Genomic DNA, 15745 nt, shown 5'->3' on the forward strand with positions numbered 1-15745 from the left:
TCGACGAGGAAAAGATGGCTCAGCAGACCCCTTTATACGAACAACACACGCTAAACGGCGCCCGCATGGTGGACTTCCATGGCTGGATGATGCCGCTGCATTACGGCTCGCAAATTGACGAGCACCATGCGGTGCGCACCGATGCCGGAATGTTTGATGTGTCGCACATGACCATCGTCGATCTCAAAGGCAGCCGCACCCGGGAGTTTCTGCGTTATTTGCTGGCAAACGACGTCGCAAAACTCACGAAGCCCGGTAAAGCACTCTATTCCGGTATGCTAAATGCCTCGGGCGGCGTAATTGATGACTTAATCGTCTATTACTTTACCGAAGATTTCTTCCGCCTCGTTGTAAACTCCGCCACCCGCGAAAAAGACCTCTCCTGGATTTCCCAACACGCTGAACCTTATGCCATCGACATCACCGTCCGTGATGATTTGTCGTTGATCGCGGTACAAGGCCCGAACGCGCAGGCGAAAGCCGCCAGCCTGTTTACAGACGAGCAGCGCCGCGCCGTTGAAGGTATGAAACCGTTCTTTGGCGTTGAAGCCGGTGATCTGTTCATTGCGACCACCGGTTATACCGGTGAAGCAGGGTATGAAATTGCGCTGCCTAACGAAAAGGCGCCCGGCTTCTGGCAGGCGCTTGTCAATGCGGGCGTGAAACCTTGCGGCCTGGGCGCGCGCGACACGCTGCGTCTGGAAGCGGGTATGAACCTGTACGGTCAGGAGATGGATGAAGGTATCTCTCCGCTGGCCGCCAACATGGGCTGGACGATTGCCTGGGAGCCGCAGGAGCGAGACTTTATTGGCCGCGACGCGCTGGAACTGCAGCGTGAAAAAGGCACCGAACAGCTGGTTGGCCTGGTGATGACGGAAAAAGGCGTATTGCGTAATGAACTGCCGGTGCACTTCACCGATGCGCATGGCAATGTGCAAAAAGGCGTGATCACCAGCGGTACGTTCTCGCCTACGCTCGGCTACAGTATTGCACTGGCGCGTGTTCCCGCGGGGATCGGCGAAAATGCCGTTGTACAGATCCGCAACCGTGAAATGCCGGTCAAAGTCACTAAACCTGTTTTTGTACGCGCTGGCAAAGCTGTCGCGTAACCTTTTTATCTGGAGAGAATGAAATGAGCAACGTACCAGGCGAACTGAAATACAGCAAAGAACACGAGTGGCTGCGCAAAGAAGCGGACGGCACCTACACCGTTGGCATCACCGAACACGCACAGGAACTGCTGGGCGATATGGTGTTTGTCGATCTGCCGGAAGCGGGCGCGACCGTTAGCGCGGGCGATGATTGCGCCGTTGCCGAATCGGTAAAAGCGGCTTCTGATATCTACGCGCCAATCAGCGGTGAGATCGTGGCAGTCAACGACCAACTGGCGGATTCACCAGAGCTGGTCAACAGCGAGCCGTATGGCGAAGGCTGGATCTTCAAAATTAAAGCCAGCGACGAAGCAGAAATTGCCGCCCTGCTGGACGCAACAGCCTACGCCGCACTGCTCGAAGACGAGTAAATACGCCTTATCCTTCGCGTGGCAGACGCGTTGGCTTCCTCGCTCCCCCCAGTTGCTTACTGATGTCTGCGCCTGGGGATATGCTGCGTCGCCGCCTTCCTGCAACGCGAAGGGTTCAGCGTATTCAGGTAATTTCTACATCGATTCACTGCACGTTTCAGGAACCATCGCTCATGACACAGACTTTAAGCCAGCTTGAAAACCGTGGCGCTTTCATTGGACGTCACATCGGGCCGGATGCTCAGCAACAGCAGGAGATGCTGAACACAGTTGGCGCGGATTCGTTAAACGCACTGATTGGCCAGATCGTGCCAAAAGACATTCAGCTTGCAACACCGCCGCAGGTTGGGGAATCGACCACTGAGTTCGCGGCCCTGGCCGAGCTGAAAGCGATTGCCAGCCGCAACAAGCGCTTTAAGTCTTACATTGGCATGGGCTATACCGCCGTGCAGCTGCCGCCAGTTATTCTGCGCAACATGCTGGAAAACCCGGGCTGGTACACCGCTTACACCCCGTATCAGCCAGAAGTGTCGCAGGGTCGCCTTGAAGCGCTGCTCAACTTCCAGCAGGTTACGCTCGATCTCACCGGGCTGGATATCGCTTCCGCGTCGCTGCTGGATGAAGCCACCGCAGCGGCTGAAGCAATGGGCATGGCGAAGCGCGTCAGCAAACTGAAAGGTGCCAACCGCTTCTTCGTCGCCGCCGACGTGCATCCGCAAACGCTGGATGTCGTGCGCACTCGCGCCGAAACCTTCGGTTTTGATGTGATTGTTGATGACGCGGCCAAAGTTCTTGATCACCAGGATGTGTTCGGCGTACTGCTCCAGCAGGTCGGTACCACGGGCGAAGTGCATGATTACAGCGCGCTGATTAATGAGCTGAAATCCCGCAAAATTGTGGTTAGTGTCGCCGCTGATTTGCTAGCGCTGGTGCAACTGACTGCGCCGGGCAAACAGGGTGCCGACATTGTGTTCGGCTCCGCGCAGCGCTTTGGCGTGCCGATGGGCTACGGTGGCCCGCACGCGGCATTCTTTGCTGCAAAAGATGAATTCAAACGCTCCATGCCAGGCCGCATTATCGGCGTGTCGAAAGATGCCGCCGGTAACACCGCGCTGCGCATGGCGATGCAGACGCGCGAGCAGCATATTCGCCGCGAGAAAGCCAACTCCAACATCTGTACTTCGCAGGTGCTGCTGGCCAACATTGCCAGCTTGTACGCGGTGTTCCACGGTCCGGCCGGGCTGAAACGCATTGCCGGACGTATTCATCGCCTGACCGATATTCTTGCTGCCGGTTTGCAGCGTGGCGGCCTGAAACTGCGCCACGCGCACTACTTCGACACCCTGTGTGTTGATGTCGCGGACAAAGCCGCCGTGCTGGCCCGCGCCGAAGCGCAGGAGATCAACCTGCGTAGCGACATTCTCAACGCCGTTGGCATCACGCTGGATGAAACCACCACGCGTGAAGATGTGCAGGTGCTGTTTAACGTGTTGCTGGGCGATAAACACGGCCTCGATATTGATGCGCTGGATAAAGAGGTCGCGCTCGACAGCCGTTCTATCCCGCAGAGCATGCTGCGCGAAGACGCTTTCCTGACGCATCCGGTGTTTAACCGCTATCACAGCGAAACCGAGATGATGCGTTACATGCATTCGCTGGAGCGTAAAGATCTGGCGCTGAACCAGGCGATGATCCCGCTGGGTTCCTGCACCATGAAACTGAACGCGGCGGCGGAAATGATCCCGATCACCTGGCCGGAATTTGCCGAACTGCACCCGTTCTGTCCGCCGGAACAGGCAGAAGGTTATCACCAGATGATCGCCCAGCTCTCCGACTGGCTGGTAAAACTGACAGGGTATGATGCGCTCTGCATGCAGCCGAACTCCGGCGCGCAGGGCGAATACGCAGGCCTGCTGGCGATCCGTCACTACCATGAAAGTCGCAATGAAGGTCACCGCGATATCTGCCTGATCCCAAGCTCTGCGCACGGCACCAACCCGGCATCGGCGCAGATGGCGGGGATGCAGGTTGTGGTGGTTGCTTGTGATAAAAACGGCAACATCGATCTGGCCGATCTGCGTGCGAAAGCAGAGCAGGCGGGCGACAATCTCTCCTGCATCATGGTGACGTACCCGTCCACCCACGGTGTGTATGAAGAGACAATTCGCGAAGTGTGCGAAGTGGTGCATCAGTTCGGCGGCCAGGTTTACCTGGATGGCGCAAACATGAACGCCCAGGTGGGCATCACGTCACCGGGCTTTATCGGCGCGGATGTGTCACACCTCAACCTGCATAAAACCTTCTGCATTCCGCACGGCGGTGGCGGTCCGGGCATGGGGCCGATTGGCGTGAAAGCGCATCTGGCACCGTTTGTACCGGGTCACAGCGTGGTGCAGATTGAAGGGATGCTCACCCGTCAGGGCGCGGTCTCTGCGGCACCGTTTGGCAGCGCGTCGATTCTGCCAATCAGCTGGATGTATATCCGCATGATGGGCGCGGAAGGGCTGAAACAAGCGAGCCAGGTGGCGATCCTTAATGCCAACTACATCGCCAGCCGTCTGAAAGAGGCTTTCCCGGTGCTGTATACCGGTCGCGATGGTCGCGTCGCGCACGAATGTATTCTCGACATTCGCCCGCTGAAAGAAGAGACCGGCATCAGCGAACTGGATATCGCTAAGCGCCTGATTGATTACGGTTTCCATGCGCCGACCATGTCCTTCCCGGTTGCCGGTACGCTGATGGTGGAACCGACTGAATCTGAAAGCAAAGTCGAACTGGATCGCTTTATCGATGCCATGCTGGCGATTCGCGCGGAAATCGAACGTGTGAAACAGGGTGAGTGGACGCTGGAAGATAACCCGCTGGTTAACGCTCCGCATACGCAGAATGAGCTGGTGGCTGAGTGGAACCACGGTTACACCCGCGAACTGGCGGTGTTCCCGGCTGGTTTTGCCAACAAATACTGGCCAACCGTGAAGCGTCTGGACGATGTGTACGGCGATCGTAATCTGTTCTGTTCCTGCGTACCGATGAGCGAATATCAGTAATACACTGATTAAGCTATCTTTTAAGGGCGCTTCGGCGCCCTTTTACTTTTCAGGAGACACAGATGGCGATTGCATTAGTCACCGGTGGCAGCCGGGGAATCGGTCGCGCGACCGCGTTGCTGCTGGCGCAGGAAGGCTACACCGTTGCGGTTAATTACCACAGCAACAAGCCCGCTGCCGACGGCGTGGTGGCGGAAATCATCGCACAGGGTGGTCATGCGTTCGCGGTGCAGGCCGATATCAGCGATGAAGCGCAGGTACAGGCCATGTTCGCGTGTATAGATGAAAAACCGGAACCGCTTACCGCGCTGGTCAATAACGCCGGGATCCTGTTTCAGCAAAGCCGGGTGGAGCAACTGAGCGCAGAGCGTATTAATCGCGTGCTGGCGACCAACGTGACGGGCTATTTCCTCTGCTGTCGCGAAGCGGTCAAACGGATGTCCACCCAACACGGTGGGCACGGCGGCGCGATTGTTAATGTTTCTTCGGCTGCGGCGCGCCTCGGTTCGCCCGGTGAATATGTGGATTATGCGGCCTCCAAAGGCGCGGTCGATACGCTAACGACCGGGCTGGCACTGGAAGTTGCGGCGGATGGCATCCGCGTGAATGGCGTGCGTCCGGGTTTTATCTATACAGAGATGCATGCCAGCGGCGGCGAGCCCGGGCGTGTGGACCGGGTGAGCAGCGCGATCCCGATGCGGCGCGGTGGGCAACCGGAAGAGGTGGCGCAGGGAATTGTCTGGCTGTTAAGTGACAAAGCGTCGTATGTTACCGGCAGTTTTCTGGATTTAGCCGGTGGCAGATAAGCACTCCCCTCCCGCCAGGGAGAGGAGTTAACAACGTCAAAGATTTTCGCCGTTGCTGGCAATCACTTCTTTATACCAGTTAAAGCTCTTTTTACGGGAACGCGACATATCGCCAGTGCCGTCATCGTGCTTGTTCACGTAGATAAAACCGTAGCGTTTGCTGTACTGGCCGGTGGTAAAAGAGACGCAGTCGATACAGCCCCAGGGTGTATAACCCATCAGATCCACGCCATCGTGGGTCACCGCTTTGACCATCTCTTTAACGTGTGCCCGCAGGTAATCAATGCGGTAATCGTCGTTGATGCTGCCGTCAGCTTCGACGTTGTCGTACGCGCCAAACCCGTTCTCCACGATAAACAGGGGCTTCTGGTAGCGTTCGTACAGCTCGCACAATGCATAGCGCAGGCCAACCGGATCAATCTGCCAGCCCCAGTCAGACGCTTTAACATGCGGGTTAGGGACACTGCCCTGGAAACCGGAGAGCGCATCGCCAGCACCGCCTTCCGCTTTCACCGCGTTAGTCATGTAGTAGCTGAAACCGAGGTAATCGCAGCACCCTTCGCGCAGAATCGCCTCGTCACCGGCTTCCATGTTGATGGTAAAACCACGGCGTTCCCATTCGTTCAGTACATAAGAAGGGTAGTAGCCGCGCAGTTGCACGTCGGTAAAGACATAACGCTCACGCATTGACTCCTGCGCGTACATCACATCGTCCGGCTTACAGGAGAAGGGATACAGCGGCACCATTGCCAGCATGCAGCCGATTTTCATTTCCGGGTTAATACGATGGCCGATTTTCACCGCCATGGCGCTGGCAACGAACTGGTGGTGCAGCACCTGATACATGGTCTCTTCCGGGTTTTCATGTTCGGTGTAGACCACGCCGGAACAGCAGTAGCCAAACAGCGGCGCGCGCCAGTTGCGCTGGTTGTTGATTTCGTTAAAGGTCATCCAGTATTTGACCTTATTCTTGTAGCGCTCGAAAACCACTTCGGCGAAGCGTACAAAGAAATCGACCACTTTACGGTTGGTCCAGCCGCCGTATTGCTGGACCAGGTGCAGCGGCATTTCGAAGTGGGACAGCGTGATGACCGGCTCGATGTTGTATTTCAGCAGCTCATCAAACATGTCGTCGTAAAACTTGAGCCCTTCTTCATTCGGCTGTTGCTCATCGCCCATCGGAAAGATGCGGGTCCAGGCGATGGAGGTGCGAAAACACTTGAAGCCCATTTCGGCAAACAGCTTGATGTCTTCTTTATAGTGACCATAAAAATCAACGGCTTCGTGGTTCGGGTAATATTTGCCCGCGACGACTTCCTGCGTGATTTCACGTGGAACACCGTGCGCGCCGCCTGTCAGAACATCGCAAATGCTCGGGCCTTTGCCGCCTTTATTCCAGCCGCCTTCAACCTGGTGCGCGGCAACCGCGCCGCCCCATAAAAAGTCTTTCGGTAAGGTCAATTTTTTCATTGTTGCTATTCCCGTTATATTGGCTGATAACGAGTCTAACAAAGGCGAATTAAATGTCACGATATAACAAATTGCCGCTGGGGTAATTTGTTACACCGAAAAAACATACTGTTTTTTTATGCTATTTTCTTCGCCAGTTTACGTCCCAGCGACTCGAGAATATAAATAACAGGGATTTGCGTAGTGATATCGTAGCCGCCGCTAATGCGCATTTGCGGCACATGCCAGGAGATATTAAAGTCCGCCAGTTTTGCCAGGCGGGAGTGTTCGTGGCTGGTGATCGACAGCACTTTGCAGTGGTGCAGGCTGAACTGGCTGGCAAAACGGAGGATCTCTTCCGTCTCGCCAGAAACTGAAAGGACAATTGCCAGCGCATTTTTTGCCATATCATTGGTAACCGGGAAATAAGGATCGTCGATATGGTTACTGAACTTACCGATATTTGAGAAGAATCTTGCACCATATTTAGCCAGTGCACCCGATGTGCCTGCGCCGACAAATATAATACGCTCGGAAGATAATATCATCTCAACGGTGTTATCTAATAATTTATCAAACTCATCATTGTTGACGCTTTTAAAAAAGCTGATCACTTCGCTGGCGCCAAAATTGGCTTGCGGCGGCTCATTTTGCTCTAAATATAATTTAAAACGTACGCGAAATTCAGAGTAGCCTTCGCAGTTGAGCTTGCGGCAAAAGCGCAACACGGTCGTGGTGGAGACGCCCGCCGCATCGGCCAGTTCACGAATGGTCATGTACATCACTTTGTCGCGATTTTTGATGACAAAGTTGTAAACCAACATCTCCAGAGTATTCAGGCTGGCGATGGCGGAGTGAGTAAACATTGTCACGGCGATATCCTTTGCTTGCTGTAAACGTAGCCCAATGCAACCCGGCAGGCTTTTTGCGTGCTCACATGCTGCCATAACTCCGGCGCCGTTTCCCTGACTTTTGCATTCATGGGGGCAGCCCGCGTCATGAAACATTCATCAACGATATTTATTTTAGCGTACAGGTGTGCACTGGAATCATTCTCAGTTACTCTAGTGTTGCGACGTTTTTTTGAGTTTTCCCGGAGTTACCATGGTTAAGAAACCTTTAATCGCACAGGGATACACACTGGCAGAGGAAATTGCCAACAGCATCAGCCACGGCATCGGGCTGGTGTTCGGTATTGTCGGCCTGGTACTGCTGCTGGTGCAGGCGGTAGACAGCAACGCCAGTGTGACGGCGATTACCAGCTACGCGCTTTATGGCGGCAGCATGATCCTGCTGTTTCTGGCCTCCACGCTGTATCATGCGATCCCCCATCAGCGCGCAAAAGTGTGGTTAAAGAAATTTGACCACTGCGCCATTTATCTGCTGATTGCCGGAACCTATACGCCTTTTTTACTGGTTGGGCTGGATTCACCGCTGGCGCGTGGGTTGATGATTGTTATCTGGAGCCTCGCCTTACTCGGGATCCTGTTTAAGCTCACCATTGCGCACCGGTTCAAAGTGCTGTCGCTGGTGACATACCTGACGATGGGCTGGCTGTCGTTGATTGTGATTTATCAGCTTGCGACGCGGTTATCAGTGGGCGGCGTGACGCTGCTGGCTGTCGGCGGGCTGGTGTACTCGCTGGGCGTCATTTTCTACGTCTGTAAACGTATCCCCTACAATCACGCGATCTGGCACGGCTTTGTGCTGGGCGGCAGTGTGTGTCACTTCCTGGCAATCTATTTGTACGTCGGACAAGTTTAAACGGTAGCGCCGGGCGGCTTTTGCCGGCCCGGCTGTAGCATGCGCGGATGTGTTAACGCGGATTATTCTTCTTCCAGCGAGTAGGGCAGCGGCTCAATGCTTAACGTATTGGCGTCGTCGCGTACGCGGAACACGCTGTCTGGTTCCATGTCATTATTCATCACAACCTGAACCAGCACGCGGCCATCATCTAACTGAGTTGATGCCAGCACCGTACCGGTGCGACGCCAGTTTTCACCCATTTTTAGCTCAAGATCTTCACCTGCTTCCGGCGTGCGGTTGGCAGCGCCTGCCAGGTACCACAGCGCACGTTTGTTGGCTCCGCGGAATTTCGCGCGAGCAACCATCTCCTGCCCGGTGTAGCACCCTTTTTTGAAGCTGATGCCACCCAGCGCCTGCAGGTTGGTCGCCTGCGGAATAAACTGTGCGCTGTTTGGCTCGTCAATTACGGGTAACCCGGCTTCGATATTCAGCGCCAGCCACTGTTGGCTGTTATTAAGCTGTGCTTCACCGCGCAGTTTATCCGTCACCTGTTCTGCTGTTGCGACATCGGTAACCAGCAGGAACCGTTCGCCCGGATGTTCAAACCACAGAATGGTTGTTTCACCGTCTTGTACAACCTGCTTTTCGCTGTCCGGCAGGGTTGTGAAGAGATTAGCCAGCGCGGCGCGAGCCTGAAAACCAGCAACGCCCAGCAGCACATGTTCGTCATCTGCGGCGATAGTGACTTTTGAAAATACGGCGTACTTTTTCAGTTCGCGCAACTGCGATTCACGCACGCTGCGGCGCAAAATCCAGGCAAACCCTTCCTGATAGTGAAACAACCGCATATTGCTCCACATTTTGCCTTTAGAATCGCAATGCGCCGCCAGCAGATGCTGATCCGCCGCCATCTTCGATACGTCAGCGGTAACCTGGCCTTGCAGATATTTCTCGCTATCCGCACCGGTAATGGTTGCCAGCGCCCAGTCATCGAGCGTCATAAGCGTCAGCGGCAGACGGGCAGATGCGGTCGGCTGACGCGGAGGAAATGGAGTAAAAGCCATAATAATGTCCTGATTAGCTTAACGCTGTGTTGGTACTTAATGGTAAAAGAGCCATTGTTCAATGCAAGCGATAAAGCATGCGATTTGTGCCATTGTGCGAGCATTGCGAGGCGCTACGCAGCACAGTGATAATTTTGCAGACGATGCGATTTATTCTGGAAGCTGGCCCGGGAAGCGAAATATTCCGCAAAAGGAATATTAAAAACACGTTACAATAGGCCTTCATGCCTATGAAGGGAGAAGAACATGGATATTAATAATAAAGCCCGTATCCATTGGGCCTGTCGCCGCGGAATGCGCGAACTCGATATCTCCATCATGCCTTTTTTCGAACACGAGTACGACTCGCTCAGTGACCATGACAAGCATCTGTTTGTGCGTCTGCTGGAGAGTGATGATCCGGATTTATTCAACTGGTTGATGAATCATGGCAAACCCCAGGACGCGGAGTTGCAGCGAATGGTGCAGTTAATTCAGACACGGAATCGGGATCGTGGTCCTGTGGCAATCTGATTTACGCGTCTCATGGCGCGCACAATGGATTTCGTTATTACTGCACGGGCTGGTGGCGGCGTTCATTCTTTTTATGCCCTGGCCGTTGAGCTATACGCCGCTGTGGCTTTTACTGCTGTCGCTGGTGGTTTTTGACTGCGTGCGCAGCCAGCGGCGGATCAACGCTTGCCACGGCGAGATCAAATTGCTGATGGATTCCCGCCTGCGCTGGCAAGGTGTGGAGTGGGATATTGTCGGTACGCCCTGGATGATCCGCGGTGGCATGATGTTGCGTTTACGCCGTGCGGAAGATGGGCGGCGCCAGCATTTATGGCTGGCGGCAGACAGTATGGATTCGCAGGAGTGGCGCGATCTACGCCGGATGATCACCCAAAATCCGGCGCAGGGGCTGCATTAAGGTGGGGGATGGCTCAGCCGAGCCGTTCCGCCATTTCCGTCAGTATTTGCTCGCACCAGCCTTGGATACGTTCATCGCTTAAATCGTACTGATTGGTTTCATCCAGCGCCAGCCCGACAAAGAGCTGCCCGTCGGCAATGACCGGTTTTTTACTGGTAAATTCATAGCCTTCTGTCGGCCAGTAACCGATGAATGTCGCGCCTTTGGGGGCCAGTTTGTCGTGGAGCATGCCGAGTGCATCGAGGAACCATTCGCCGTAACCGAGCTGATCGCCCATGCCGTACAACGCAATGATTTTTCCGTCGAGATTGAGGTTATCAAGCTGATCCCAAATCGCTTCCCAATCTTCCTGCAGCTCGCCGAAATCCCAGGTTGGAATGCCCAGAATAAGCGCATCGTACTGTTCCATCAGGGCGGGAGCATCGTCTTTCAGGTTGTGCAGCGTCACCAGTTCCGGGCCGATAATATCGCGAATTTTTTCTGCCGCCATTTCGGTGTAGCAGGTGCTGGAACCGTAAAACAGACCGATATTCATAACGTAAACTTCTCGATTCTTGATGTGTCTTTTCACGCAGTGTACCAGAATCGTACATCAATCAGGCATAATGCAGCGTTTGAGTAAAGGAGACGCTGGATGGAACAGGATCTCGCACGTATCGAACAGTTTCTCGATGCTCTCTGGCTTGAGAACAACCTGGCGGAAAATACGCTAAACGCTTACCGCCGCGATTTGAAAAGCGTGGTGGAGTGGCTGCACCACCACGCCAGCAGTCTTGAAAAAGCGCAAAGCGATGATTTACAAGCGCTGTTAGCTGAAAGGGTGAGCGGTGGTTATAAGGCCACCAGCTCGGCGCGCTTGCTTAGCGCCGTGCGGCGTTTTTTTCAGTACCTTTATCGGGAAAAAATACGCAGCGACGATCCCAGCGCTTTACTCGCATCACCTAAATTGCCGCAACGTTTACCGAAAGACTTGAGTGAAACGCAGGTGGGCAGGCTTTTGCAGGCGCCGGTGGTTGACCAACCGCTGGAGTTACGCGATAAAGCGATGCTTGAGGTGTTGTATGCCACCGGCCTTCGCGTCTCTGAACTGGTTGGCCTGACGATGAGTGATATCAGCCTGCGCCAGGGCGTGGTGCGAGTGATTGGTAAAGGCAATAAAGAACGCCTGGTGCCGCTGGGCGAAGAGGCGGTGTACTGGGTCGAAAACTATCTGGAGCATGGTCGCCCCTGGCTGCTAAACGGTGTCTCAATTGATGTGCTGTTTCCCAGCCAGCGCGCGCAGCAGATGACGCGCCAGACTTTCTGGCACCGCATCAAGCACTATGCGGCGCTTGCGGGCATAGACAGTGAAAAGCTCTCGCCCCACGTTTTGCGCCATGCGTTTGCCACTCATCTGCTGAACCACGGCGCGGATCTGCGCGTGGTGCAAATGCTTTTAGGCCACCAGGATTTATCGACCACGCAAATTTATACGCATGTCGCTACCGAGCGACTGCGCAAGCTTCATCAACAGCATCACCCGCGGGCGTGAATGCTGACAATCTAAGGATGTGTTATGAAAAAAGGTTTAGTGATGTTCACCCTGCTGGCGGCGTTTACCGGCGCGGCGCATGCCGATGATGCGGCTATCAAACAGTCGCTGGCAAAACTGGGTGTACAAAGTGGTGAAGTGCTGCCCGCACCTGTTGCCGGAATGAAAGCCGTATTGACCAACAGCGGCGTGCTGTATGTAACCGAAGACGGCAAACATATCATCCAGGGCCCGATGTACGATGTCAGCGGCGCGCAGCCAGTGAACGTCACCACGAAGATGCTGTTACCGCATCTGAACGCGCTGGAAAAAGAGATGATTGTCTACAAAGCGCCACAGGAAAAACATGTCATCACCGTGTTCACAGATATCACGTGTGGCTACTGCCAGAAACTGCATAGCGAAATGGCAGATTACAACGCGCTCGGCATCACCGTGCGTTACCTTGCCTTCCCGCGTCAGGGTGTGCCAAGCGAAGTTGAAAACCAGATGAAGGCTATCTGGTGTGCAAAAGATCCTAAAAAAGCCTTCGATAATGCGATGGAAGGTAAAGAGGTGAAACCCGCCAGCTGCGATATCGACATCGCCAACCATTACGCGCTGGGCGTGCAGTTTGGCGTCAACGGCACGCCAGCCATCGTGCTGAATGACGGCTACCTCGTTCCGGGGTATCAGGCTCCGGCGGAAATGAAAGCCTTCCTCGATCAACATCAAAAAGCGACCGGCGGTAAATAATTCGCGTGAAAGCTCAGATACAACTTCGCCGCCGTGAGGTGGATGACGCAGCAGAACTGGCCGCAGACTTGCCGCCGCTGCTGCGTCGCTTATACGCCAGCCGCGGTGTGCGCACGGCCAGTGAACTGGAACGCAGTGTTAAAGGCATGCTGCCGTGGCAACAACTTACCGGTATCGATGATGCAGTGGCGCAGCTTTATAACGCCTTACGTGAAGGGCTGCGCATTATTGTGGTGGGCGATTTCGATGCGGATGGCGCAACCAGCACCGCCCTTAGCGTGCTGGCATTGCGCGCGCTCGGTTGCGAAAACGTCAGTTACCTGGTGCCGAACCGTTTTGACGACGGGTATGGGCTGAGCCCGGAAGTGGTTGATCAAGCGCATGCGCGCGGTGCGCAGCTTATTCTGACGGTGGATAACGGCATCTCCTCACATGCCGGCGTGGCGCGGGCGCATGAACTCGGCATTCCGGTGGTAGTGACCGATCACCACCTGCCGGGTGACACGCTGCCGGATGCCGAAGCCATTGTTAACCCGAATCTGCGCGACTGTGATTTTCCGTCGAAGTCGCTGGCCGGGGTTGGCGTCGCGTTCTATCTGATGCTGGCGCTGCGCGCCTTTTTGCGTGACAACGGCTGGTTTGAGGCGCGCGGCCTGGCGATGCCAAATCTGGCGGAACTGCTTGATTTGGTTGCGCTGGGAACGGTGGCGGACGTGGTGCCGCTGGATGCCAATAACCGCATTCTGACCTGGCAAGGGCTGAGCCGTATTCGCGCCGGACGCTGCCGTCCGGGCATTAAGGCGCTGCTGGAAATTGCCAACCGCGACGCGCAAAAGCTGGCGGCAAGCGATCTCGGTTTTGCGCTCGGGCCGCGCCTTAACGCGGCAGGCAGGCTGGATGATATGTCGGTAGGGGTTGCGCTGTTACTGTGCGATAACCTTGGCGAAGCGCGCCAGTTAGCCAGCGATCTTGACGCGTTGAACCAGACGCGCAAAGAGATTGAGCAGGGGATGCAGGCAGAAGCGCTGACGCTGTGCGAGCAGCTTGAACGCAGCGGTGAAACGTTGCCCGGCGGCTTAGCGATGTACCATCCCGAGTGGCATCAGGGAGTGGTCGGCATTCTCGCTTCGCGCATTAAAGAGCGCTTTCACCGCCCGGTGATCGCCTTCGCGCCAGCCGGAGACGGGGTGCTGAAAGGCTCGGGGCGTTCGATTCAGGGGCTGCATATGCGTGATGCGCTGGAGCGTCTGGATATGCTGTTTCCTGGCATGATGCTCAAATTCGGCGGTCACGCAATGGCGGCCGGTTTGACGCTGGAAGAAAACCGTTTTGAAGAGTTCCGCCAGCGCTTTGGCGAGCTGGTGACCGAATGGCTGGATCCGGCGTTATTACAAGGTGAGATTGTCTCTGACGGCCCGCTGTCGGCGCAGGAGATGACGCTGGAAGTCGCGGAGATGCTGCGGGAAGCTGGCCCCTGGGGGCAAATGTTCCCGGAACCGCTGTTTGACGGTGAGTTTCGCCTCCTGCAGCAGCGGTTGGTGGGTGAGCGTCATCTCAAGGTGATGCTGGAGCCGGTTGGCGGCGGTCCGCTGCTTGATGGTATCGCTTTTAACGTCGATACCTCCTGCTGGCCGGACAACGGTGTGCGGCAGGTAAATATTGCTTATAAACTGGATGTGAACGAGTTTCGCGGCAATCGTAGCGTACAGCTGATCATCGAGAATCTCTGGCCACTTTAGCGCCAGTATTCGCTATAAAACAGGGCGGGAATCCGGTAAACTTCCGCCCTTATCACCGCATTTTGACTAGTCCATTAAAAGAAATCAGACCATGTTTGAAATTAACCCGGTAAAAAATCGTATTCAGGACCTCACGGAGCGCTCCGACGTTCTTAGGGGGTATCTTTGACTATGACGCCAAGAAAGAGCGTCTGGAAGAAGTAAACGCCGAGCTGGAACAGCCGGACGTGTGGAACGAACCTGAGCGCGCACAGGCGCTGGGCAAAGAGCGTTCCTCACTCGAAGCTATCGTTGATACGCTGGATCAAATGCGTCAGGGGCTGGAAGATGTCAGCGGCCTGCTGGATCTGGCGGTTGAAGCCGAAGACGAAGAAACCTTTAACGAAGCGGTCGCCGAACTGGATGTGCTGGAAGAGAAACTGGCGCAGCTGGAGTTCCGCCGCATGTTCTCTGGCGAGTACGACAGCGCCGACTGCTACCTGGATATTCAGGCGGGTTCCGGCGGCACCGAAGCGCAGGACTGGGCGAGCATGTTAATGCGCATGTACCTGCGCTGGGCGGAAGCGCGCGGCTTTAAAACCGAGATCATTGAAGAGTCCGAAGGTGAAGTTGCCGGCATTAAATCTGTCACCATTAAGATCATGGGTGATTACGCCTACGGCTGGTTGCGTACCGAAACCGGCGTTCATCGCCTGGTGCGTAAGAGCCCGTTCGATTCCGGCGGACGTCGCCACACCTCGTTTAGCTCCGCGTTTGTCTACCCGGAAGTGGATGACGATATTGATATCGAAATCAACCCGGCGGACCTGCGCATTGACGTGTATCGCGCATCCGGCGCGGGCGGTCAGCACGTAAACCGTACGGAATCCGCGGTGCGTATTACCCACATTCCAACCGGGCTGGTCACGCAGTGCCAGAACGACCGCTCCCAGCATAAGAACAAAGACCAGGCCATGAAGCAGATGAAGGCGAAGCTTTATGAACTGGAAATGCAGAAGAAAAATGCTGAGAAACAGGCGATGGAAGACACCAAGTCGGACATCGGTTGGGGCAGCCAGATCCGCTCTTATGTCCTGGATGATTCCCGCATTAAAGATCTGCGCACCGGGGTTGAAACCCGCAACACGCAGGCGGTGCTGGACGGCAGCCTGGATCAATTTATCGAAGCAAGTTTGAAAGCAGGGTTATGAGGAACC

At 55.3% G+C, this 15745-nt stretch carries 15 protein-coding genes; 11 read left to right on the plus strand and 4 right to left on the minus strand.

Features of this window, described 5'->3' with window-relative positions; translation table 11 throughout:
• Window positions 1-14: 14 nt before the first annotated feature.
• The 4 genes from gcvT to O3S68_RS14515 all read left to right on the plus strand — a co-directional run bounded on the left by gcvT (window position 15) and on the right by O3S68_RS14515 (window position 5375).
• Entirely contained in the window at window positions 15-1109 is a 1095-nt protein-coding gene (gene gcvT / locus O3S68_RS14500) for a glycine cleavage system aminomethyltransferase GcvT (protein WP_269231792.1), read from the plus strand.
• Window positions 1110-1132: 23 nt separating this feature from the next.
• Window positions 1133-1522 carry a glycine cleavage system protein GcvH gene (gcvH, locus tag O3S68_RS14505; protein WP_045512799.1) on the plus strand — a complete coding sequence of 130 codons (390 nt, stop codon included), beginning with the start codon at window positions 1133-1135 and terminating at the stop codon, window positions 1520-1522.
• A gap of 173 nt (window positions 1523-1695) precedes the next feature.
• The gene (gcvP, locus tag O3S68_RS14510) at window positions 1696-4569 is read left to right on the plus strand and encodes an aminomethyl-transferring glycine dehydrogenase (protein WP_269231793.1); all 2874 of its coding nucleotides are present in this window, start codon (window positions 1696-1698) and stop codon (window positions 4567-4569) included.
• 62 nt (window positions 4570-4631) lie between these two features.
• Window positions 4632-5375, plus strand: a complete 744-nt coding sequence (locus O3S68_RS14515) for an SDR family oxidoreductase (RefSeq protein ID WP_097406122.1) — start codon at window positions 4632-4634, stop codon at window positions 5373-5375.
• A gap of 36 nt (window positions 5376-5411) precedes the next feature.
• Here O3S68_RS14515 and O3S68_RS14520 read toward each other — a convergent pair whose 3' ends face one another.
• On the minus strand, window positions 5412-6845 hold the full coding sequence (locus O3S68_RS14520) for a 6-phospho-beta-glucosidase (RefSeq protein ID WP_045512790.1): 1434 nt from the start codon (window positions 6843-6845) through the stop codon (window positions 5412-5414).
• A gap of 116 nt (window positions 6846-6961) precedes the next feature.
• Window positions 6962-7690: a MurR/RpiR family transcriptional regulator gene (locus tag O3S68_RS14525; protein WP_269232021.1), complete on the minus strand. Its 729-nt coding sequence runs from the start codon at window positions 7688-7690 to the stop codon at window positions 6962-6964.
• Window positions 7691-7928: 238 nt separating this feature from the next.
• Here O3S68_RS14525 and trhA point away from each other — a divergent pair, with 238 nt between their 5' ends.
• The gene (trhA, locus tag O3S68_RS14530; protein ID WP_269231794.1) at window positions 7929-8588 is read left to right on the plus strand and encodes a PAQR family membrane homeostasis protein TrhA; all 660 of its coding nucleotides are present in this window, start codon (window positions 7929-7931) and stop codon (window positions 8586-8588) included.
• A 62-nt stretch (window positions 8589-8650) separates the two neighbouring features.
• On the opposite strand, the gene ygfZ is transcribed toward trhA, so the two are convergent.
• On the minus strand, window positions 8651-9634 hold the full coding sequence (gene ygfZ / locus O3S68_RS14535; RefSeq protein WP_269231795.1) for a tRNA-modifying protein YgfZ: 984 nt from the start codon (window positions 9632-9634) through the stop codon (window positions 8651-8653).
• Window positions 9635-9880: 246 nt separating this feature from the next.
• Here ygfZ and sdhE point away from each other — a divergent pair, with 246 nt between their 5' ends.
• Together sdhE and O3S68_RS14545 are read left to right on the plus strand one after the other, a co-directional pair.
• Entirely contained in the window at window positions 9881-10147 is a 267-nt protein-coding gene (gene sdhE, locus O3S68_RS14540) for an FAD assembly factor SdhE (protein ID WP_020455135.1), read from the plus strand.
• Window positions 10128-10544 (plus strand): protein YgfX, encoded by a 417-nt coding sequence (locus O3S68_RS14545; RefSeq protein ID WP_020455134.1) that lies wholly within the window; start codon window positions 10128-10130, stop codon window positions 10542-10544. Before sdhE ends, O3S68_RS14545 begins: the two co-directional genes overlap by 20 nt.
• Window positions 10545-10557: 13 nt before the next feature.
• Here the strand turns inward: O3S68_RS14545 and fldB are convergent, their stop codons facing one another.
• On the minus strand, window positions 10558-11079 hold the full coding sequence (fldB, locus tag O3S68_RS14550) for a flavodoxin FldB (RefSeq protein WP_020455133.1): 522 nt from the start codon (window positions 11077-11079) through the stop codon (window positions 10558-10560).
• Between the two features lie 99 nt (window positions 11080-11178).
• Between fldB and xerD the strand changes: the two genes are divergently transcribed.
• The 4 genes from xerD to prfB all read left to right on the plus strand — a co-directional run bounded on the left by xerD (window position 11179) and on the right by prfB (window position 15739).
• Complete coding sequence (gene xerD, locus O3S68_RS14555) at window positions 11179-12075, plus strand: site-specific tyrosine recombinase XerD (protein WP_249879832.1); 897 nt, start codon at window positions 11179-11181, stop codon at window positions 12073-12075.
• A 24-nt stretch (window positions 12076-12099) separates the two neighbouring features.
• Complete coding sequence (gene dsbC / locus O3S68_RS14560) at window positions 12100-12810, plus strand: bifunctional protein-disulfide isomerase/oxidoreductase DsbC (RefSeq protein ID WP_020455131.1); 711 nt, start codon at window positions 12100-12102, stop codon at window positions 12808-12810.
• A gap of 5 nt (window positions 12811-12815) precedes the next feature.
• Window positions 12816-14549: a single-stranded-DNA-specific exonuclease RecJ gene (gene recJ / locus O3S68_RS14565; RefSeq protein ID WP_045512778.1), complete on the plus strand. Its 1734-nt coding sequence runs from the start codon at window positions 12816-12818 to the stop codon at window positions 14547-14549.
• 91 nt (window positions 14550-14640) lie between these two features.
• Window positions 14641-15739 (plus strand): peptide chain release factor 2 gene (gene prfB, locus O3S68_RS14570; RefSeq protein ID WP_097406127.1). Its coding sequence is split into 2 segments (ribosomal slippage): window positions 14641-14715 and window positions 14717-15739, totalling 1098 coding nucleotides; the frame shifts between segments, so codons are not numbered across the junction.
• Window positions 15740-15745 lie beyond the last annotated feature (6 nt).

It is taken from the genome of Kosakonia sp. SOY2 (assembly GCF_027109175.1).
GTDB lineage: Bacteria > Pseudomonadota > Gammaproteobacteria > Enterobacterales > Enterobacteriaceae > Kosakonia.